General features: G+C 65.7%; 15 protein-coding genes. 7 read left to right on the top strand and 8 right to left on the bottom strand.

Annotation, left to right across the window (positions count from 1 at the left end):
• Positions 1 to 5 precede the first annotated feature (5 nt).
• A complete protein-coding gene (locus tag AC1RKI_RS03650; RefSeq protein WP_061957436.1) occupies positions 6 to 722 on the bottom strand; it encodes a TetR family transcriptional regulator in 717 nt (238 codons plus the stop codon).
• A gap of 426 nt (positions 723 to 1,148) precedes the next feature.
• Between AC1RKI_RS03650 and AC1RKI_RS03645 the strand changes: the two genes are divergently transcribed.
• From AC1RKI_RS03645 to AC1RKI_RS03635, 3 genes are read left to right on the top strand one after another with little or no spacing between them, the layout of a single operon-like run.
• Positions 1,149 to 2,396, top strand: a complete 1,248-nt coding sequence (locus tag AC1RKI_RS03645; protein WP_061957437.1) for an efflux RND transporter periplasmic adaptor subunit — start codon at positions 1,149 to 1,151, stop codon at positions 2,394 to 2,396.
• Between the two features lie 38 nt (positions 2,397 to 2,434).
• Positions 2,435 to 5,587 carry an efflux RND transporter permease subunit gene (locus tag AC1RKI_RS03640; RefSeq protein ID WP_492793801.1) on the top strand — a complete coding sequence of 1,051 codons (3,153 nt, stop codon included), beginning with the start codon at positions 2,435 to 2,437 and terminating at the stop codon, positions 5,585 to 5,587.
• Between the two features lie 2 nt (positions 5,588 to 5,589).
• Complete coding sequence (locus tag AC1RKI_RS03635) at positions 5,590 to 7,068, top strand: efflux transporter outer membrane subunit (RefSeq protein ID WP_492793802.1); 1,479 nt, start codon at positions 5,590 to 5,592, stop codon at positions 7,066 to 7,068.
• A gap of 91 nt (positions 7,069 to 7,159) precedes the next feature.
• On the opposite strand, the gene AC1RKI_RS03630 is transcribed toward AC1RKI_RS03635, so the two are convergent.
• The 7 genes from AC1RKI_RS03630 to AC1RKI_RS03600 all read right to left on the bottom strand — a co-directional run bounded on the left by AC1RKI_RS03630 (position 7,160) and on the right by AC1RKI_RS03600 (position 15,477).
• A complete protein-coding gene (locus AC1RKI_RS03630; protein WP_223505896.1) occupies positions 7,160 to 8,038 on the bottom strand; it encodes an OmpW/AlkL family protein in 879 nt (292 codons plus the stop codon).
• Between the two features lie 21 nt (positions 8,039 to 8,059).
• Positions 8,060 to 9,340, bottom strand: a complete 1,281-nt coding sequence (locus AC1RKI_RS03625) for a DUF2957 domain-containing protein (RefSeq protein ID WP_492793804.1) — start codon at positions 9,338 to 9,340, stop codon at positions 8,060 to 8,062.
• Between the two features lie 55 nt (positions 9,341 to 9,395).
• Positions 9,396 to 10,763 carry a DUF2957 domain-containing protein gene (locus tag AC1RKI_RS03620; RefSeq protein ID WP_150981733.1) on the bottom strand — a complete coding sequence of 456 codons (1,368 nt, stop codon included), beginning with the start codon at positions 10,761 to 10,763 and terminating at the stop codon, positions 9,396 to 9,398.
• A gap of 264 nt (positions 10,764 to 11,027) precedes the next feature.
• Positions 11,028 to 11,924 (bottom strand): DUF1571 domain-containing protein, encoded by an 897-nt coding sequence (locus AC1RKI_RS03615; protein WP_492793806.1) that lies wholly within the window; start codon positions 11,922 to 11,924, stop codon positions 11,028 to 11,030.
• A 209-nt stretch (positions 11,925 to 12,133) separates the two neighbouring features.
• A complete protein-coding gene (locus AC1RKI_RS03610) occupies positions 12,134 to 13,075 on the bottom strand; it encodes a TetR/AcrR family transcriptional regulator (RefSeq protein WP_061957443.1) in 942 nt (313 codons plus the stop codon).
• 202 nt (positions 13,076 to 13,277) lie between these two features.
• Complete coding sequence (locus AC1RKI_RS03605) at positions 13,278 to 14,873, bottom strand: GMC family oxidoreductase (RefSeq protein WP_227458616.1); 1,596 nt, start codon at positions 14,871 to 14,873, stop codon at positions 13,278 to 13,280.
• A 10-nt stretch (positions 14,874 to 14,883) separates the two neighbouring features.
• A complete protein-coding gene (locus AC1RKI_RS03600; RefSeq protein ID WP_061957445.1) occupies positions 14,884 to 15,477 on the bottom strand; it encodes a hypothetical protein in 594 nt (197 codons plus the stop codon).
• Positions 15,478 to 15,843: 366 nt separating this feature from the next.
• On the opposite strand from AC1RKI_RS03600, the gene AC1RKI_RS03595 reads away from it, so the two are divergent.
• The 4 genes from AC1RKI_RS03595 to AC1RKI_RS03580 all read left to right on the top strand — a co-directional run bounded on the left by AC1RKI_RS03595 (position 15,844) and on the right by AC1RKI_RS03580 (position 20,278).
• Positions 15,844 to 17,418, top strand: coding sequence for a flavin-containing monooxygenase (locus AC1RKI_RS03595; RefSeq protein WP_061957446.1), 1,575 nt, complete (start codon positions 15,844 to 15,846; stop codon positions 17,416 to 17,418).
• 99 nt (positions 17,419 to 17,517) lie between these two features.
• Positions 17,518 to 18,411 carry an SDR family NAD(P)-dependent oxidoreductase gene (locus tag AC1RKI_RS03590; protein WP_150981738.1) on the top strand — a complete coding sequence of 298 codons (894 nt, stop codon included), beginning with the start codon at positions 17,518 to 17,520 and terminating at the stop codon, positions 18,409 to 18,411.
• Positions 18,408 to 19,409: an alpha/beta fold hydrolase gene (locus AC1RKI_RS03585; protein WP_061957448.1), complete on the top strand. Its 1,002-nt coding sequence runs from the start codon at positions 18,408 to 18,410 to the stop codon at positions 19,407 to 19,409. Before AC1RKI_RS03590 ends, AC1RKI_RS03585 begins: the two co-directional genes overlap by 4 nt.
• The gene (locus AC1RKI_RS03580; RefSeq protein WP_492793810.1) at positions 19,406 to 20,278 is read left to right on the top strand and encodes a metal-dependent hydrolase; all 873 of its coding nucleotides are present in this window, start codon (positions 19,406 to 19,408) and stop codon (positions 20,276 to 20,278) included. Before AC1RKI_RS03585 ends, AC1RKI_RS03580 begins: the two co-directional genes overlap by 4 nt.
• Positions 20,279 to 20,283: the final 5 nt, after the last annotated feature.

Here is a 20,283-nt window from a genome sequence, read left to right as displayed (position 1 = left end):
CGGTGTCAGGCCGTCAGCAGGTGCTGCGGCTGGCGTTCGCACAGCGCCGCCATTTCCGCGTCGAGCGGCGCCATGGGGCGCGGCACGTAACCGACGCGCAGCGCCGGCGAAAGCCGCAGGGTGTCGACGAAGGCGTCGGCCAGGCGCTCGGCCTCGCGGCCCAGTTCGAAGTCTTCCGGAGAAAACAGCCAGTGCGCCAGCACGCCGCCGATCGCGGCGTGGAACGCCATCACCGCCAGGTTCAGGTCGAGATCGGCCGGCAACTGGCCGCGCTCCATGGCCAGGCGCAAATGCTCGCGCATCTTGACCGTGCCTTCCTGGTGCGACTGACGCTGGCGCTCGAAGATGGCGCCGTTGTCTTCCACCATCTCGCACTTGTGGAAGATGATCTCGAACACGCGCCGCCATTGCGGATTGATCACGGTCTGGCGGAACACGAAGGCGCAGATGTCGCGGATGCTGCCCAGCGGATCTTCCTGCTTGGCCAGCCGCTCGGGCGCGCAGAGCGCCTCGACCGGCAGGTTGACGCGATCGCACATCGCGGCGAACACGTCGCTCTTGTTCTTGAAGTGCCAGTAGATTGCGCCGCGCGTGACGCCTGCTGCCTCGGCGATGTCCGCCAGCGACGGGCGCGCCACGCCGCGGGCGTGGAAGACGGCTTCCGCCGCATCCAGAATCCGATTGCGCGTCTCTAGCGCTTCTTCCTTGGTACGTCTGACCATTTCCTTTTTCCCCGGGGCAGTGGTTTGCCGCCCGGGTCTCCTGACGCCCTCGCGATGAACGAGGGAGTTTCTCTCCAGAATGCCCATTGGCACCGGCGGGCCGAATCGTACCGTGATTGGAACAATCCTGCTCGCACGACGGGAGCATTCCACTGCCCGCAATTGGTGCGATGTGTTGTAAAGAGCCCTCAATTCAAACTGACTCTTACATACATGCGCGAATGTATCTATACTACGCGCTTGCTCGGAATTCGACCAAACCGTTTTTTGGCGTCGTCTGGTGCCTGCCACGGCACCTCGGCCCCGAGCCCTGCCGAAGAGAATCAACTGTTTTGCCGCCGCACTCCGCCCCCGGGGCGCGTTGTCCATGACGCTCCACGTTGAGGACGATGCGGCAAATTTCAAATTGCCATCATGGGGTTATCGATGAGGAAGTCCCAACGTATCCGTTGCGTAGCCACCGCTGCTGCTGTTGCAGCGGCCGCACTTGCGTTGTCCGCCTGTGGCGAGAAAGCGCCGCAGGGTGCCATGCCGCCGCCGGAAGTCGGTGTGGTCACCGTCACGCCGTCCGCCGTTGCCGTTGTCAACGAATTGCCCGGCCGCCTGGAAGGCGTGCGCACCGCGGAAGTCCGTGCGCGCGTGGAAGGCATCGTGCTGTCGCGCAACTACACCGAAGGTGGCGAGGTGAAGGCTGGCCAGGTGCTGTTCCGCATCGATCCGGCCCCGTACCAGGCGCAGTTGGCGTCCGCCAAGGCGCAGCTCGAACGCGCCGAGGCCAACGCCGTGTCGGCGCGCCAGAAAGCGGAGCGCTACAAGCCGCTGGTGGCCGTGAACGCGGTCAGCAAGCAGGAATATGACGAGGCGGTCGCCGCCGCCGGCCAGGCCAACGCCGACATCGCCGCAGCCAAGGCTGCCGTCACCACCGCGCAGATCAACCTCGGCTACACCACCGTAACCGCGCCGATCTCCGGCCGGGTGGGCCGCGCGCTGGTCACCGAAGGCGCGCTGGTGGGCAAGGGCGAGGCCACCAAGCTGACCACCGTCGAGCAGGTCGACCCGATCTGGGTGACCTTCACGCAGCCGGCTTCCGAAGTGGCGCGCCTGCGCGCCGCGATCGAGTCCGGCAAGGTCAAGGGCGTGAACGGCGCGCGCGTGCATCTGTTTCCGGAAGCCAGCGACAAGGAATACGGCGCCACCGGCAAGCTGCTGTTCTCCGACATGACCGTGGATCCGACCACCGGCGCCATCACGCTGCGCGCGGAATTCCCCAATCCGCGCCGCGAGCTGCTGTCCGGCACCTTCGTGCGCGTGAAGATCGAACAGGGCGTCGACGAGAACGCGCTGACCGTTCCGCAGCGCGCGCTGATCCGCAGCGCCCAGGGCGCCAGCGTGCTGGTGGTGGGCGCGGACGGCAACGTCGCCGCGCTGCCCGTCAAGGCGCCGCAGGCCGTGGGCGATCGCTGGGTGGTGACCGAGGGCCTGAAGGGCGGCGAGAAGGTGATCGTCGAGGGCCTGCAGAAGGTGCGCCCCGGCGCGCCGGCCAAGGCCGTGCCGTTCCAGGCGCCGAAGACCGCCGATGCGCCGGCCTCGGCGCCCGCGACCGCGCAGGACGAAAAGCCCGCCGCCGGCAAGGATGCCGCGGCTCAGGAAAAGTCCGCGGCCAAGCAAGGCTGATCCCGCCCTCTACCAAGAATATTTAGGGAGCCAGATTCATGGCGAAGTTTTTTATCGACCGGCCGGTGTTCGCGTGGGTGCTCGCGCTGATCATCGCGCTGGGCGGCGTGCTGGCGATCCTGCAGTTGCCGATCGCGCAGTACCCCAATATCGCGCCCCCGATCATCACGGTCAGCACCACCTACCCGGGTGCGTCCGCCAAGACGATCGAGGATTCGGTGATCACGCCCATCGAGCAGGAGCTCAACGGCGCGCCGAACCTGCTCTATTACGAATCGCAGAGCGAATCGTCGGGCCTGGCCACGATCAACATCTCGTTCGCGCCCGGCTCCAACGCCGACCTGAACTCCGTGGAAGTGCAGAACCGTCTGAAACGCGTGGAAGCGCGTCTGCCGGCGGAAGTGCGCCAACAGGGCGTCAGGGTCGACAAGGCCGGCAACAACTACATGATGTTCATCACGGTCTCGTCCAAATCCGGCAATTCGGATGCGATCGAACTGGGTAACTTCGTGTCGGCGCAGGTGGTGGACTCGATCCGCCGCGTGCCCGGCGTGGGCGCGGCCGACCTGTTCGGCACCGAGTACGCGATGCGCATCTGGCTGGATCCGGCCAAGCTGACCGGATACAACCTCACGCCGCTGGACGTCACCGCCGCGGTGTCGGAGCAGAACATCCAAGTGGCCGTCGGCGAACTCGGCGGCACGCCTTCGCCCAAAGGCACCGAACTCAACGCGACCGTCAGCACCGAAAGCCGGCTGACCACGCCGGAGCAGTTCGCCAACATCCTGCTGCGCGTGAATCCGGACGGCTCGTCGGTGCGCATCAAGGACGTGGGCCGCGTGGAACTGGGCGGCGCCGACTATTCGACGCTGGCGCGCATCAACAGCAAGCCGGCCTCGGCCATCGCCATCAAGCTGTCGCCGACCGGCAACGCGCTGGCCACGGCCACCGCGGTGCGCGCGAAGATGGCAGAGCTGTCGCGCTTCTTCCCGCCGGACTACGAGTTCAGCGTGCCGTACGACACCTCCGCGTTCGTGAAGATCTCGATCGAGGAAGTGGTCAAGACGCTGCTGGAAGCCGTGGTGCTGGTGTTCCTGGTGATGTACCTGTTCCTGCAGAACTTCCGCGCCACGCTGATTCCGACGCTGGTGGTCCCGGTGGCGCTGCTCGGTACGTTCGGCGCGATGCTCGCGTTCGGCTTCTCGATCAACGTGCTGACGATGTTCGGCATGGTGCTCGCCATTGGTATCCTGGTGGACGATGCGATCGTGGTGGTGGAAAACGTCGAGCGGATCATGAGCGAGGAAGGTCTCTCGCCGCGCGAAGCCACACGCAAGGCGATGGGCCAGATCACCGGCGCCATCATCGGCATCACGCTGGTGCTGACCGCCGTGTTCATCCCGATGGCGTTCTTCTCTGGTTCGGTGGGCAACATCTATCGCCAGTTCTCGCTGTCGCTGATCTCGTCGATGGCGTTCTCGGCCCTGCTGGCGCTGACGCTGACGCCCGCGTTGTGCGCAACGCTGCTCAAGCCGGTGGAAGCTGGCCATCACCACGAGAAAAAGGGTTTCTTCGGCTGGTTCAACCGCACCTTCAATACGGCATCCACCGGATACCAGAGCCTTGTGGCGCGCATCCTCAAGCGCTCGGGCCGCTACCTGATCATCTATCTCGTGATCATCGCGGGCGTGGTGGTGCTGTTCAAGCGCCTGCCGTCGTCGTTCCTGCCCGACGAGGACCAGGGCTACATGATCACCGTGGTGCAACTGCCCACGGGCGCCACGCAGGAGCGCACGATCGGCGTGCTCAAGCAGATCGAGGACTACTACCTGCAGAAGGAATCGAAGGTGGTGGACCAGATGATCACGGTGGCGGGCTTCTCGTTCTTCGGACGCGGACAGAACGGCGGTATCGCGTTCGTGCGCCTGAAGGACTGGAAGGAGCGACCCGGTGCGGACCAGACCGCGCAGGCGCTGGTGGGCCGCGCGTTCGGCACGCTGTCGTTCATCAAGGACGCGATCATCTTCCCGCTGAATCCGCCGGCGATTTCCGAACTCGGCAATTCGTCGGGCTTCGACTTCCGCCTGCAGGATCGTACCGGCCAGGGCCATGCCAAGCTGATGGAAGCGCGCAACATGATGCTGGGGATGGCTGCGAAGTCGCCGGCGCTGGTGGGCGTGCGTCCGGAAGGCCAGGAAGACGCGCCGCAGCTGCGCATCGACATCGACCGCGAGAAAGCACGCGCGCTCGGCGTTTCGGTGGCGGACATCAACTCGACGCTGTCCATCGCGTTCGGCTCGTCGTATGTGAATGACTTCATCTACGAAGGCCGCGTGCGCCGCGTGATCGTGCAGGCCGAGGGTGCGGACCGTCGCTTGCCCGATGACCTGACCAAGCTGCGCGTGCGCAATGCCAATGGCGACATGGTGGCGTTTGCCGCGTTCTCCACGTCGCAGTGGATCATGGGGTCGCCGCGTCTGGAGCGCTACAACGGCATGCCGGCGGTCAAGCTGGCAGGCCAGGCCGCGCCGGGCAAATCGACCGGTGAAGCCATGCGCGTGATGGAAGAAAACTTCGCGAAGCTGCCGCCCGGGTTTGGTTTCGAATGGTCAGGCCAGTCGTTCGAAGAGCGCCTGGCCGGCTCGCAGGAGCCGATTCTCTACACGCTGTCGCTGATCATCGTGTTCCTGTGCCTGGCGGCGCTCTATGAAAGCTGGTCGATCCCGGTGGCGGTGCTGCTGGTGGTGCCGCTGGGCGTGATCGGCGCGTTGCTGGGCGTGACGCTGCGCGGCATGCCCAACGACGTCTACTTCAAGGTGGGCCTGATCGCCACGATCGGCCTGTCCGCGAAGAACGCCATCCTGATCGTCGAATTCGCCAAGGACTTGCAGGCGCAGGGACGCAGCCTGATCGACGCCACGCTGGAGGCCGTGCATCTGCGCTTCCGCCCGATCCTGATGACGTCGATGGCGTTCATCCTGGGCGTGCTGCCGCTGGCCATTTCCACCGGCGCCGGGTCCGGCAGCCAGCGCGCTATCGGTACCGGCGTGATGGGTGGCATGATCACGGCTACGGTGCTGGCGATTTTCCTGGTGCCGGTGTTCTTCGTGGTGGTGCGCGGCCGCTTCAAGGGCAGCAAGGCCCAGCACGAACGTGAACATGCGCGTCTGGAAAGCCAGAAGGAAATTTGACCATGACAAAGATTTTGACCGCATTGCTGCTGGCAGCCGGCGTGATGAGCGGCTGCACGCTGGCGCCGCACTACGATCGCCCTGCCCCGCCGGTGGCGGCCGGTTATCCGGCGGCGCCGGAAGGCTACGCCACGGCCGAGGTGAAGACCGGCGAAACACGTCGCGCGGCCGATATCGGCTGGCGTGAATTCTTCACCGATCCGCGTCTGCAGCAACTGATTGCGACGTCGCTGGAAAACAACCGCGACCTGCGCACCGCCGCGCTTCGCATCGAAGAAGCGCGCGCGCAGTATCAGATCCAGCGTGCGGACCTGCTGCCGACGCTAAACGGCAATGCGAGCTTCCAGCGGGGGCGCTTTTCGGGCGCCACGTCGGGCGTGAACCAGTCGTTCACGGGCAACGTGTACCAGGTGGGCCTGTCGGTGACGCAATGGGAGCTGGACTTCTTCGGCCGCGTGCGTAGCCTGTCGAACGCCGCGCTGGCGCAGTACTTCTCGACCGAGGAGGCGCACCGCGCCGCGTATATCTCGCTGGTGTCCGAGGTGGCCAAGGCTTACCTGGCCGAGCGGGCCGCCGCCGAGCAATACGATCTGGCACGCGAGACGCTGGAGGCGCGCCAGAACACGTTCGAGCTGGCGAAGAAGCGCTTCGATGCCGGCGCCACGTCGGCGCTGGACCTGCGCGACAACGAGTCGCTGGTGGCCCAGGCCCGCGTGTCCGCCGCCCAGCTCGCGCGTCAGCGCGCGCAGGCGCAGAACGCGCTGGAAGTGCTGGTCGGAAAGCCCATCGCCGAGATCCCGAACCTGCCGGCGCCGATGCGCCTGTCCGACGAGCGCATCATTAGCGACATCCCCGAGGGCCTGCCCTCGGAGCTGCTGACGCAGCGTCCGGACATCCGCCAGGCCGAGCAAGCGCTGCTGTCCGCCAACGCCAACATCGGCGCGGCGCGCGCGGCGTTCTTCCCGCGCATCACGATGACCGCCAGCGCGGGCAACATCAGCACGTCGTTCACGAGCCTGTTCGACAGCGGCGCAGGCGTGTGGTCGTTCTCGCCGCAACTGGTGCTGCCGATCTTCGACTACGGCCGCAACCTCTCGAACCTGGACTTGGCCAACGTGCGCAAGAACATCCAGGTGGCCAACTACGAGAAGACGATCCAGACCGCGTTTGCCGAAGTGGCCGATGCGCTGGTGGCGCGCGGCACGCTCGAGGAGCAGGTGGCGGGACAGGAGCAGCAGCGCAACGCGGAAGCTGCGCGCTACGAGTTGTCGCGCCTGCGCTTCCGCAGCGGCGTGGCCAGTTATCTCGATGAACTCGATGCGCAGCGTCAGCTGTTCTCGGCGGAGCAGGCGCTGGTGCAGGCGCGCCAGTTGCGCCTGACCAACTCGATCGATCTGTATCGCGCACTGGGTGGCGGGCTCAATGAAACCGGCACGGTGGCGCAGCAGCCGGCACCGCAGGGCGCCACGACGACGCAGTAATCGTCGGGCGTCACAGCCATGACAAAGGGCGAAGCCGCAAAAGCTTCGCCCTTTGTTTTTTTGTGCGCGCCGGCAGCGGCGCAGCGCGTGCTCAGAACTTGTAGGTCGCCGCCAGGAAGAACACAAGCGGATTCGGCCGCAAGGTGGTCTTCGATGTCGACAGCACGGTGCCGTCGGACGCCTTGATCGTCATGGTCGATTCCGACTTCAGCGGAATGTAGGTGACCGCTCCGGTCACGCCCCAGTGCTCGTTGAAGTTGTAGGTGCCGCCCAGATTGAAGATCGGCGCCCACGACGACGACGCATCGGCGGTGACCGACGTGGGCCCCGGAATGCCGGCGCCCGCGGCCAGGATCGCGCCGAGGTTGTTGTTCACCGATTCGGCGAACGCGGGATTGACCTTGATGTCGGTGAAGAAGTTGTACGAGACCCCCAAGCCGACAAACGGCCGGAACGACACGCCCGGCGAGCGGAAGTGGTATTGCACCATTGCAGCCGGGCTCCACTGGCGCGCGCGCGTGATGATCGGGTTCAGCGACGGATCGCCAAGGCTCTGACGACCCAGCGCACCGGCCGGCCCGGGCGGAATCAATTCGCCGTGCCCGTAGATCTTGAAGGTGGGCGGAATGCCGCCGACCCCGGTGATGGCGATATGGTCCGTGACGAAGTGGCTGAACGTCAGGCCGAGCGTATCCGAATTCGATGACGACAGGCCGCTGCCCGGCGCGCTGAACGACGACGGCAAGCCCAGCGGATAGTTGATCGGCACGTCGACCACATTGGTGGTCAGCGGGCCGCTGGTGCCGAAGGTCTGGATGTGGAACCAGCCAGCCGACACCACGTTGTCGCCGGCCTTCTGCGCATGCGCGGGCGCGGCGGTGATGGCGGCGATAGCGGTGGCGGCGGCAATGGCGGCCGCGCCGGAAGCGAGCCGCGCCAGCGCGCGGCGCATGTCGGTCTTCATCTGCATGGTTATGTCTCCCCGGTCTTGTTATTCGACGAACGCGCCGATCGTGAAATACGGGCTGCCGTTGCGGTTTTCGAGGAAGCCGAATACGCCGCCGGTGAACATGAACTTGCCCGTGATGCCCGCCGTGCCTTCCTTGCGCGTGGTGGTCACGATGCCGGGCGTGGTCTGCGAGAAGTCGAGCTTCAGCGCGATCGCGCGCGTGGCGTCCGACGCATGGAAGGGATCGAGCATTGCCGCATCGGCACCCACCAGCGCCGTGGTCTTGTATTCGAAGTTGCTGTCCACGCCGATGTACTCACCGTTCACGCTGCCCTGCACCGCCGATACCGCCGGCGCCATCATGCCGATGCCGATCTCGTCATCGGCGCCCAGCGGCAACTTGTCGGCGCTGGCATAGCCCACGCGGATCATCACCGGCACCAACTGCCCGCGCAGCTTGCCGACGATCAGATACGCGCGGCCCATCACGCCGCCCAGGCTAGGTGGCTGTTCGCCTTCGTAGTTGGTCGACAGCAGCGTGCCGTTGGCTTGCGGCGCGAACTTGTTGCCCTTCTGCTTGCAGGCGCCGCCGGCCTTGTTGTCGCACACCGTGAACGATCCGTCGGCAGCCAGCGACATCCTGTAGTCCTGCGCCACCTGCGCAAAGTTCTTGGAAGGGATTTCGTGGAAGCCAGAGCCGTTGTAGACGCCGGCAATCTTGCTCAGGTCGGTCTCGGTCTGCGCAAAGCCGATGAACTGGAAGTACGGGAACGTGGTGTCCGGCACCGCGCCCGCGCCCAGCAGTCCGTTGAACTGGATGCGCGCGCCCGGGATGGTGCCGCCCATCACGCCTTCGCCGAGGAACAGCTTGGCCGGACGCGAGGCATCGAGGCTCGCGCCCTGCAACACGAACGCGCACTGATTGAGCTTGTCGGTCGGCAGCGTGGTTTCCTGCGCCAGCGTGCCGGTCATCACGTTCTGGCCGCTGGTCGGGTCCGAGCGCGTCGGCGAGACCGTGCCGGTGTTGCGTGGCACGGACGAATCGAGGAACGTGACGGCCCAGGTCTTGGCCTGGGTGTCGATCTGCACCTTGACCAGTTCGCCGGAGCCGGTGCCGCCGATGTACGGCGTCGAATAGTCGACCGATGCCGGGCACAGGCGCGGCGTCACCGCAGCGGGCGTCGATGTGCCGCCGCCACCGCCGTCGCCCCCGCCGCACGCGGCGAGCATGGTGAGCGTGGCGAGCGCCAGCGCGATGCGTGGCACCCAGGTGCGCCGCGCGGTGGCGGCATGCGGACGAAGCGATTGCGGCAGTTCCTGCATGATGGTGTCTCCTTGGGGCTTTCTTGTAGGTGTGGCGATGCTGTACGGTGGCCGGCTAGCGGCTGGCCACCGCGTTGACGCGGAACGTCGGGTTGGCGTCTGGTCCAAACAGATGTGCGTACACCGGGCCGGTGGTGATGATTGATCCGGTGCGGCCGCTGTTGTCGACGGTTGCCACCACGCCGGGTTTCACGGCCTGCGTGAAGTCCATCTGGAATCCGCCGGTAGGCGTCAGCGACGGATCCTGTGGATCGATCCAGACGCCGGTGTTGTCGTGCAGCGACGAGGCCGTGTACTTGAAATCGCTGCCCGAGCCGATATAGCCGCCGTTGGTTACCGAGGTCGAGGTGTTGGTGGTGGCCGACAGCAGCGCGATGCCCGATTCGTCGTCCACGCTAAGCACGCCCGCGAGCAGGTCGACACGCGCGTAGCCAACGCGAACCAGCAACGGCACCAGCTTGCCTTCGAGCTTGCCCACGATCAGCACGCCCTTGGCCAGCGAACTCGCACCGGGCAGCCAGGCCGACTTGTAGAAATACGGATAGGGCTGCAGGCTGCTCGGGTCGCTGCTCTCGAATGCGCCGTCGTTGCCGGGGCGCAATTCCCATGCGTGGCCCGTGGTGACGCAGTCTCCCGACGCGGCAGTGCATGTGCCGTCGGCCTTGAGGGTTTCGACGGCGCGCGAGATCGCCGGGACGAAGTTGACGCCGATCTGCGTGAAGTCGCCGCCCGATGGCACGAGGTGATAGCCGAGCACGTTGTAGGTGCCGGCGACCTTGCTGAAATCGGTCTCGGTCTGCGCGAACGCCAGCACCGGATACATCGGGAACGTGGTCGATGGAATCGTGCCGATGCCGCCCAGGCCCGGATCGTAGGCGATGGTCGCGCCGGGAATGCCGCCGCCGGCCACGCCATTGCCGACGAACAGGATCGGCGGATGCGCGGGATCGATAACGGCCTCCGAAATGCCGTCGGAAGCGGTGACGGTCTTCAGTTCGTACGCACAGTTGTTCTGCGCCTCGGTCGGCAGCGGTTTGGACGGATGGGTCATGGTGCCGGTCAGCGTCACGCCGGCGCGCGTCGGATACACGGTGCCGACGCTCTTGGGCACGGCCGATTCGAGAATCTGGATCCGGTACGTGCCCTTCGCGCTGTCGAGCTGGATCTTCACGAATTCCCCGGCGCCGGAGCCGCCGGTGTACGTGGTGTTGTAGTCGAGCGTGGCGGGACACATGGCGGCCACCGGCTGGTTCACGGTGGGGCCGGAAGGCGTGCACGTGCCATTGGCCGCGCACTGCTGCGCGGCGGCCTGCGGGGTGGTGCCGCCCGGTTCTCCGTCGCCGCCGCCGCAGGCCGCGAGTGCGATCGTCAGGCTTACCCCAGCCAAGGCGAAAATGGTGCGTCGAATATTCGACTGTTGCATGGTTGTCTCCTCGTTCTTATGACCGGCGCCCGGGCTATTCCGGAAGCTCGCACGGTGGTCGGAATCTCGCGTTTCAATCGCCTGCGCGCAATAGAGCGCTCGTTCCAAACACCGTGGCGGAGCCGTGTACCGTTGTCAGCAAAGCGGCTGCCGTTCCTGTTCAAACCGCGTGGGCTGCCGTATGCGGACGAATTCAAACGCCCGGTCTTCGCGCGGTGCGCGCATGGCGGATGCATTGCGGTCGCCATGCGCAGCGCGGAAGCGTCAGAACTTGTATTCGCTGTTGCCGGGATCGAACGCGGATGCGTCGAAGGTCTTTTTCACGGCCTTTTCAAACACGATCTTCTCGACCATATTGCCGTCGGCGTCCCACGCGGTTTCCGCGCGCGGCCACGGATGCTTGAGATCGAACATCAGCTGCACTTTCTTGGCGTAATACTTCGGCGCGCCTTCGGGCAGGTCCCATGTCAGCACCACCATGCGCGCACCGTGCTCCTGCACGATCTCCACGCGGCTGTATTTTTCGGAAAGCCCCGCGGCGCGCAGCGTCCTGGCATCGCGTTCGAGCATCGACAACACAAACTGGAAGCCGAGGTCGCGCACCGTGTGGTTCGATTGCGATTTGGCCAGCGTACCGTCGATTGCGGTCCAGATCGACGTGAAGCCCATGATGCCGCCGAGGTGGCCGTACATCTCATCCTTGCGCTTGGTTTCGTCGTAGATGATTTCCTGGCCCGACTGCGCGCCGTTGGGCAGCCACTTCGCATAGAGCTGCCGCGGCAGATGACGGTAGCGGATCATCATGCGCGCGGGCTTGTCCTGCCATTGGCCGTTGAGCCGTTCCTGGCGCGTCATCCAGTATTCGTATTCGGGATAGCGGTTGATTTCCTGCCGCGCCCACGTCAGCAGCGCCTCGGGCTGCAGTGCCTCGAAGACCGCGATCACCTGCGCGTCGGACATCGCCGCGAGTTCTCCGTTGGCAATCTGCTTGCCGAACAGCGCGGTCTGCTGCGAAGTCGGCAAGCCATCGTACGGGGTGGGTGCGCGCGCGCTCTGCGCGGCGGGTGCGCCTTGCGCGTGGGCTTCGAACAGCGCGCCAGTCGGCGCCGCCAGACATCCGAGCACACCGCCAAACGCGGCGATCACAAACAGCTGCTTCATTGCGTGTCTCCATTATTTTTGGCAAGACGCAGCCCTCCCGCCTGTCCGGTGACGGCGGGTGACACGCGCACCGGAACCGTGGCGCGCAGCGGGGTCACGCCTCGCGTGTTGCGTGGCGAATCAGGTTGTCGGAATCGAAAGCGACGGGTGCCGTCGCGGCTCGCTGCTGCATGCGCGGCGGTCCTGGTGGAGACCGCCGCGGCGTGCGGCTAGGTCCGGGGGCGGGTGCGCATCCAGTCGTCGAGCGGATTGCTGGGGAAAGTCGCGCAGTGCTCGCGGCGCACTGCCATGCTGGCGGTGGCCGAGCGCGTCGCGCCCTCGTTGCGGACGGCGCGCGCACTGCGTCGGGCGCGGCCCATCGCGGCGGCCGTGGCTGCGGCGGCCTGCTGGGCTTCACTCTCCACCGTAGCGGCCATCGCGGCGAGCTGGGCCTGTTCGTCGGCGTGTTGGGTCTCGCCGATTTCGAACACCTCCTGCAGCGCGCCCAGTTCCTGCATCGCGGGCGATGGCGCCTTGAGGGCGGCCACCACCATCGATGTCAGCTGCGCCAGGATCTGCGCATCGCTCATCCGCTTGCCTTGCGTGAACGCCGGCATCAGGTTGCCGAGTTCGTCGCCAGCCAGCACGCCGGCCAGCGCCTTGAGCGCGAAATGCAGGCGCCAGCCCAGCTCCTGGCGCGGCACGTCGGGCAACGCGCGCGCAAACGCTTCGAAGAAGCGGCCGAAGACGGGCGCGTAGTGCCCCATCAGCCAGGACTGGATGAACGGGGACGTATCGGAATACACGCGCCCGAGCAGGCGCAGGAACGACGGCCCACCGACTTCGGGCTCGCGCGCCATCTGCAGCGCGGGCACGAACAGTGCGCCCATCACGTGTTCGCAGCGGATCTCGTTACCCGGCCAGCGCGCCTCGCATGCATCGAGCAAGGCCAGCCTGCGGACATTGAGCGGATCCAGCCGGCGCCCAAGCACCGACTGCATCATGATTTCTTTGCTGCGGAAGTGATAATTGACGGCGGCCAGATTGACGATCGCGCGGGAAGTCACCTGCCTGAGCGATGTCGCTTCGTAGCCTACCTCGATGAACAACTTCTCGGTCGCATCCAGGATGCGAGCCTTGGTATCTCCTGCCGTGGTTTTCCCGGTCTTCATGGGGGCGTCTCTCGCTCAAATACCGCTGTGGACCCCTGCAAAAAAATTTCATCCACGACCGCCTTGGCTCCGAGCTCTATCGGCATACGGATGCTTGAAACGGTTGTAGGGAGCCTATCTACGACTCCGTCCGTTTCACAAGACCATTTTTCGAGGACTTGCTCTAAATTGCAAGCCACAATTCTGCATGTCGATACACGCATCACGCCGTGATGGTCCGGGCAAACGAGTCAGCATTCTGCGCCGTCAAAGCGAACACTGACAATTGGGGGTTGGCACCGATGCTGGTAGGAAACACCGATCCATCGAATACAAAAAGATTCGACAGTTGATGATGCTGGCCGGCGCTGTTGACCACGCCCCGTTTTGGGTCGTCGCTCATCGCGCAGCCGCCCATCAGGTGCGCCGTGAACAGCAGCGCGCGAAATTTTTTCAAAGGCAGTTCGTCGATGGCTTTGCGCGCCTGCGCCCAGCTTTTGTAGTACGTCGCATCGAGGTGGGCCGGACGCACGCGCAGCGCGCCCGCCGCGAACTGCGCTTCGGCCATGCTCAGATACGCGCGCCGTACGCCATCCCAGACGTAGTCGCCGAGGTCGTAGTCGAGCACCGGACTGCCATCGTCGGCCACGCGCACGCGCCCGCCAGGACTTTCCGCCACGAAGCCGTCGCGCAGCAGTGCCAGCATCGCGTTGGTATGCGGCAGCGCCGCCATCTCCCGCTGCAGGTCGTCGCCAATTGCATTGAACACCCCGGCGCTGATGCCCGGAAACATCGGCGGCACCTCGAGCTTGAAGCCCATGCGGCCGGTGGCGCCATCGCGCCATTGGAAATGATCCGATGCCACCGATTGCGGGGCGCCATAGTACGGATCGATTTTATTTGGCATTTCCGCAATGCTTAAATTCACCGGATGAATAAATGTCCGGCGTCCGGTTTGTTCGTGCGGATCGGGCACGCGCGACCGCAGCAGCAGCGCCGGCGTATTGATCGAGCCGCCGGCCGCGATCACGTACTTGGCGCGGATGGTCACGGCGATGCCGGTGGGCGTGTAGCCGTCGTGGCCGATGGCATCGGCGGTCAGGCCGCGCACCGTCTTGCCGTCGTGGTCGATCGCGCGCGCGCGCAGCCGATGCACCAGCGTGGCGCCGTGCGCGAGCGCGGTGGGAATGGTCGATACCAGCATCGACTGCTTGGCGTTGACGGGACACCCGAAGCCGCAATATCCCGAATTCCAGCAGCCTTTGACGTTGCGCGGAATTACATGCCATTCCCAGCCGAGCTTCTCGCAGCCCGCGCGCAGCACCGCGTTGTTGGGATTCGCATCCATTGCCCACGGCGCCATGTTGAGTCGCGCTTCGATCTTTTCAAACCACGGCGCCATGTCGGCTTCGCCATGGCCGTTCACCGCGTGCTCGGCGGCCCAGTGCGCCAGCGTTTGTGGCGGCGTGCGAAAGCTCGACGACCAGTTCACGGTCGTGCTGCCGCCGACCGAGCGGCCTTGCAGGATGGCGATGGCGCCGTCCGACGTCGCGCGCGCCGCCGCCTCCTGATACAGCTCGCGATAGGCGCGCGCCTCGTCCATGTCGCGGAAGCTGTCGGACGTGTGCAGGCCGCCCTCTTCCACCATCAGCACCTTGAGTCCGGCCTCGCTGAGCCGTTCGGCCGCAATGCCGCCGCCCGCGCCGGTGCCGACGATCACGACGTCGGCGTCGAATGTGCGCGGCGCGGTGAAGGTGGCGGCGTCCAGAACCTTCCAGCCGGACGCGATGCCGGCGCTATAGATATCGTTGATGGCCATGGTCGGGTGCTCAGCTGTGGAGGGCGCGATAGACCGCGGGATTGGGGCCGGGATAGCCGCTCGCTTGCCACGTGTCGGGCATCACGAAATAGGCCACGCTGGTCAGCTTGACCAGCACCACGCCGCCCGCGTTGAGTGTGGCGAGGCGGCTGGCACGCCAGCGCGCCAGGAACGCGCGCACCTGCTCGGGCGTCGCCTGGTCCCACGGCGAGCGCACGCCGGCGATCGCCCAGCGCAATGGCGTGCTCGACAGCAGGTCCAGCAGCTTGCGCAGTTCGTGCTGGCCGTTTTGTCCCATCGCCGCCAGCGTGCCGTCGATGTTTTTGAGCGCGGCGGCAATGCGCGCATCGCGCACCTTCGCTTCGACGTGCTGCAGATCGCTGGCGATGGCCGGTAGCAGCGCGCGAAACAGCGCCACGTCCGCGGGACGCAGGAAGGCCATGCCGGGATGCGGCGGCGTTTCCGAGGTCGAACAGCCGGTCAGTCCGGGCAGCAGCGCGCTGCACGCGACGGCTGCGGAAAACCCCGCGCCGACCTTCAGAAACTGGCGGCGCGACGGATGGGACGGCGGCGCATGCGGCGCGCGGCGCAATGGTGTGGGCATGTTGTCTCCGTGTGTCTTTTCTTCTATGCGATGGCGTGCCGCGCAGCGTTGGGTACGCACTGCCATGACAGCGTTGCGATTCTGCCGAAGCGGCCGAAGATTTTTTCTTTGTCGCATGGGTTTCAAACGCACGACCGACCGCCTTGGTCCGTGCCGCTTTGTTGTCGTGCGCGCCGTTTCATGTGATGCCTCAGTCGCTGGAAAACCCCCGGAAATAGAGCAATTCTTCAAACCAGCGGATTGACCGGCCGGACATCGGTGCCTAGGATGACATCGAACAATGTCACAATCAACGGTGTCATTGATGTCACGTCGCCGCTTCTGCCGCTACGACGACGTCAATGCGCCCCACTGGAATGCGCCCCAATGAATGCACCCGTGGATCTGCCAAGCCACCTGTCCCAAGCGCCATCGTCCGAGGTGGTATGCGATATCGCCATCATCGGCAGCGGCTTTGCCGGGCTCGGCATGGGTATCCGCCTCAAGCAATCGGGCGTCGATGACTTCCTGATTTTCGAGAAGGCCGATTCGGTGGGCGGTACCTGGCGTGACAACCACTACCCCGGCTGTGCGTGCGACGTGCAATCGCATCTCTATTCGTTTTCGTTCGCGCCAAATCCCGACTGGTCGCGCATGTTTTCCACGCAGCCGGAAATCCGCCGCTATCTGGAGCACTGCACCGATCGCTTCGACTTGCGCGATCACCTGCGCTTTGGCCACGAACTGCGGCATGCGCAATGGGATGGCGCGGCGGCGGTCTGGCGGCTGGAGATGGCCGACGGGCGGCGCGTGCGGGCGCGCGTGCTGATTTCGGGCATGGGCGGCCTGAGCCGTCCGTCGATTCCTGATATTCCCGGCCTCGCATCGTTTGCCGGCACCACGTTTCATTCGCAGCAGTGGCGTCACGACTATCCGCTGCAGGGCAAGCGCGTGGCGGTCATCGGCACCGGCGCCAGCGCGATCCAGTTCGTGCCGCAGATCGCACCGCAGGTGGCGCAACTCGACCTCTACCAGCGCACGCCGCCGTGGATCATGCCCAAGCCCGACCGCGTGGTGAGCCGCGCCGAGCGCTGGTTGTTCCGGCACCTGCCGTTCACGCAAACGCTGATGCGCACCGGCCTGTACTGGATGCTGGAATCGCGCGTGCTCGGCTTTGTCATTCATCCGAAGCTGATGAAGGCCGTGGAGCGCGTGGCGCGTCGTCATCTGAAGAAGCAGGTGGCGGACCCGCGCCTGCGCCAGACGCTGACGCCGGACTACACCATCGGCTGCAAGCGCGTGCTGATCTCCAATGACTATTACCCGGCACTGTCGCGCAGCAATGTCGATGTGGTGACGACGGGCATCGACCATATCGAAGCCGACGCCGTGGTGATGCGCGACGGCACGCGGCGGCCAGCCGACGCGATCATCTTCGGCACCGGTTTTCACGCGACCGATCCGTTGCCGCGTGGCGTGATCGTCGGACGCGACGGGCGCGATCTGCTCGATGCGTGGCGCGATGGCGCCGAGGCGTACCTGGGCACCACGGTGGCCGGTTTTCCGAACCTGTTCCTGATCGTTGGACCGAACACCGGGCTCGGACACAGCTCGATGGTGTTCATGATCGAGTCGCAAGTGACCTACGTGCTCGACGCCCTGCGCCAGATGCGGCGCGAACGCGTGCAGGCAGTCGACGTGCGGCCGCCCGTGCAGGCGTCGTTCAATCGCGGCATCCAGCAGAAGCTCGGCCATGCGATCTGGGCGGCGGGCGGCTGCGCCAGCTGGTACATCGATCCGCGCAGCAACAAGAACACTACGCTCTGGCCCGGATTCACATGGCAGTTCCGCCGCGCGACACAGCGCTTTCGCATGGCCGATTACGAACGCTGGCCAGTGCGCCACACCAGCGTCGAGCCGCTTGCCCAACCGAACCCATCCACGGCTGCCGTGCGCGCCTGAAAGCGCGCCGGCGTCCCACATCGGCGCCGGCACGCCGCATCGTCAGAAAAGCAGAACAGCAGAACAGCAGAACAGCAGAACCATCGACAGGAGACATGCATGAAGGATTTCCGCAACAAGGTTGCCGCGATCACCGGCGCGGGCTCGGGCATGGGCCGGTGCCTGGCGGTACAGCTCGCGCAGGCGGGTTGCCACGTGGCGCTGTCGGACTGCAATGAAGCCGGACTGGCGCAGACGCTGGTCGACGTGCAGCGCGCCGCGCCCGATGTGAAGGTGACCACCGACCGCGTCGACGTGGCCGATCGCGCCGCCGTGCATGCGTGGGCCGAATCGGTGGTGCGCGCGCATGGCCGCGTCAACATGATCTTCAACAACGCTGGCGTGGCGCTTTCCAGCACCGTGGAAGGCATGGCCTACGACGATCTCGAATGGATCATCGGCATCAATTTCTGGGGCGTGGTGCATGGCACCAAGGCGTTCCTGCCGCATCTGAAGGCCAGCGGCGAAGGCCATATCGTCAACACGTCGAGCGTGTTCGGCCTGTTCGCGCAGCCCGGCATGGGCGCCTACAACGCCAGCAAGTATGCGGTGCGCGGCTTTACCGAATCGTTGCGCCAGGAACTGGACCTGATGGACTGCGGGGTGTCGGCCACCACCGTGCATCCCGGCGGCATCAAGACCAACATCGCGCGCGCCAGTCGCGTGTCGCCAAGCGTGAATGGTCTACTGGTGCGCGACGCGCAGCAGGGCCGCGAGGAATTCGAAAAGTTTTTCATCACGACGGCGGACAAGGCGGCGCGCGTGATCCTGGCCGGCGTGCGCGCCAACAAGCGTCGCGTGTTGATCGGGCCGGACGCCTATGCGGCCGACGCGATGGCGCGCTTGCTGCCGGCCGCGTACCAGTCGCTGGTGGTGCGCGAGACGCGGCGCAAGCGCAAGCAGTTGATGCCGGACGCCGCGGGCGCGCCGGCAGGCAGTGGAGAACGCGCATGACGCGCGCCGCGTTGCCGCGCGAGGCGGCGTTGCAGGCGCCGCCCGGCCCGTTCACGCGCTGGTTCGGCCAGGGGCGCGTCGGGCTGTTCAGCCTGTCGCGCGACACGCTGGCGCGCCGCTACGCGCTGCCCGCATCGCGCTGGGTGCAGGTGATGGGCGCGCTGGTGCACTACACCGAGGAAGGCGTGCCAGAGGGCGAGCCGCTGGTGCTGATCCATGGCTTCGGCGCGTCGCTGCATACGTGGGAAGGCGTGATGCCGGCGCTGCGCCAGCACTACCGCGTGATCCGTCTCGATCTCGCGCCGTTTGGCCTGACCGGGCCGTTGCGCGATTCGCACGGTCGCATCGTGACGATGGACATCGACGCCTACCGCGCCTTTATCGACGCGTTCCTCGCGGCGGTGAACATTGCGCGCGCGACGCTCGTCGGCAACTCGCTGGGTGGACTGATCGCGTGGGATCTTGCCGCGCGCCGGCCGACGGCCGTCAACCGGCTCGTGCTGATCGATGCGGCGGGCTTTCCGATGAAGCTGCCGATCTACATCGACCTGTTCCGTCACGCGGCGGTGCGCTGGTCGGCGCCGTGGCTGTTGCCGGAATGGATCATCCGCGCCGCCACGCGCGACGTGTACGGCGATGCCGCGCGCGTGCCCGAGGCCACGTTCCGGCGCTATGTCGACTTCTTTTACGCAGCGGGCAGCCGCGAAGCGGTGGGCCGCATGGTGCCGAAGCTCGATTTCGACGCGCTCGACACCGGGCGGCTGCGCGCCGTGCGTCAACCCACGCTGGTGTTGTGGGGCGAGCGCGACCGCTGGATCCCGCCCGCGCACGCAGCGGAGTTTGCGGCACGTATCCCCGACGTGACGCTGCACCGCTATGCGGGTCTTGGCCATGTCCCGATGGAAGAAGACCCGCAGCGCGTGGCGGCCGACCTGCTGCGTTTCCTTGAACGCGCCGACACGGCGCACCACTCTTCGAACCAGGAGTTCACATCATGATGCCTGTCCGCCGTGACGTGCACCCACACCTTCCGCCGGAACGCATTTGCGACTGGCACGAACGCGGGCAGCATGTCACCCACTTCATCAATGCGCTGTCGATTTTCTTTCCTGCCGGCGAACGCTTCTTCATGGACAGCGTGCGCAACTATCGCGACCGCGTGACCGATCCCGAACTGAAGCAGGCGGTGGCCGGCTTTATCGGCCAGGAGGCGATGCACACGCGCGAGCATATCCTCTACAACCGGCTGCTCGACGACGCGGGACTGCCGGCGACAAAGCTCGACAACGTGGTGGCGCGGCTGCTCAATCTGCTGCGCAAGATCCTGCCGAAGTCGTGGCAGCTGGCGCATACCATCGCGCTCGAACACTACACCGCGATGCTGGCTGGCGGCATGCTTTCGGACCCGCGCCACATGGGCGAATCGGAGCCCGGCTACCGGCAGGTCTGGACCTGGCACGCGCTGGAGGAAACCGAGCACAAGGCGGTGGCCTACGACGTCTGGAACGTCGTGATGAAACCGGGCCCGTATCGCTATTTCCTGCGCACGTTCACGATGCTGACCACCACGCTGACGTTCTGGGCGATGGTATTCGTGTTCCACGTCCGGCTGGTGATGGCGGACAAGACGTGCCGCAACAAGCTGCTCGGCTTTGGCAGCGTGATCCAGTTCCTGTGGGGATCGCCGGGCGTGCTGCGCAAGATGATTCCGGAATGGTTCGACTACTTCCGGCCGGGCTTTCATCCATGGGACGAGGACAACCGCGCGGAACTGCAGCGCATCATGCCGCTGATCGCCGAGATCGAGGACACGGCGATACGCGCCGGCGCCAGCACGCGCGCGCCATCGATCCGCAACGCGGCCTGAGGCGC

This window comes from Cupriavidus sp. GW822-FHT06G04, from assembly GCF_058799075.1.
This window is presented reverse-complemented; position numbering and strand designations above follow the sequence as displayed.

Bases quoted from the DNA above. Each gene is read 5' to 3' on its own strand.
- AC1RKI_RS03650 (WP_061957436.1), bottom strand. From the start codon at position 722: ATGGTCAGACGTACCAAGGAAGAAGCGCTAGAGACGCGCAATCGGATT.
- AC1RKI_RS03645 (WP_061957437.1), top strand. From the start codon at position 1,149: ATGAGGAAGTCCCAACGTATCCGTTGCGTAGCCACCGCTGCTGCTGTT.
- AC1RKI_RS03640 (WP_492793801.1), top strand. From the start codon at position 2,435: ATGGCGAAGTTTTTTATCGACCGGCCGGTGTTCGCGTGGGTGCTCGCG.
- AC1RKI_RS03635 (WP_492793802.1), top strand. From the start codon at position 5,590: ATGACAAAGATTTTGACCGCATTGCTGCTGGCAGCCGGCGTGATGAGC.
- AC1RKI_RS03630 (WP_223505896.1), bottom strand. From the start codon at position 8,038: ATGCAGATGAAGACCGACATGCGCCGCGCGCTGGCGCGGCTCGCTTCC.
- AC1RKI_RS03625 (WP_492793804.1), bottom strand. From the start codon at position 9,340: ATGCAGGAACTGCCGCAATCGCTTCGTCCGCATGCCGCCACCGCGCGG.
- AC1RKI_RS03620 (WP_150981733.1), bottom strand. From the start codon at position 10,763: ATGCAACAGTCGAATATTCGACGCACCATTTTCGCCTTGGCTGGGGTA.
- AC1RKI_RS03615 (WP_492793806.1), bottom strand. From the start codon at position 11,924: ATGAAGCAGCTGTTTGTGATCGCCGCGTTTGGCGGTGTGCTCGGATGT.
- AC1RKI_RS03610 (WP_061957443.1), bottom strand. From the start codon at position 13,075: ATGAAGACCGGGAAAACCACGGCAGGAGATACCAAGGCTCGCATCCTG.
- AC1RKI_RS03605 (WP_227458616.1), bottom strand. From the start codon at position 14,873: ATGGCCATCAACGATATCTATAGCGCCGGCATCGCGTCCGGCTGGAAG.
- AC1RKI_RS03600 (WP_061957445.1), bottom strand. From the start codon at position 15,477: ATGCCCACACCATTGCGCCGCGCGCCGCATGCGCCGCCGTCCCATCCG.
- AC1RKI_RS03595 (WP_061957446.1), top strand. From the start codon at position 15,844: ATGAATGCACCCGTGGATCTGCCAAGCCACCTGTCCCAAGCGCCATCG.
- AC1RKI_RS03590 (WP_150981738.1), top strand. From the start codon at position 17,518: ATGAAGGATTTCCGCAACAAGGTTGCCGCGATCACCGGCGCGGGCTCG.
- AC1RKI_RS03585 (WP_061957448.1), top strand. From the start codon at position 18,408: ATGACGCGCGCCGCGTTGCCGCGCGAGGCGGCGTTGCAGGCGCCGCCC.
- AC1RKI_RS03580 (WP_492793810.1), top strand. From the start codon at position 19,406: ATGATGCCTGTCCGCCGTGACGTGCACCCACACCTTCCGCCGGAACGC.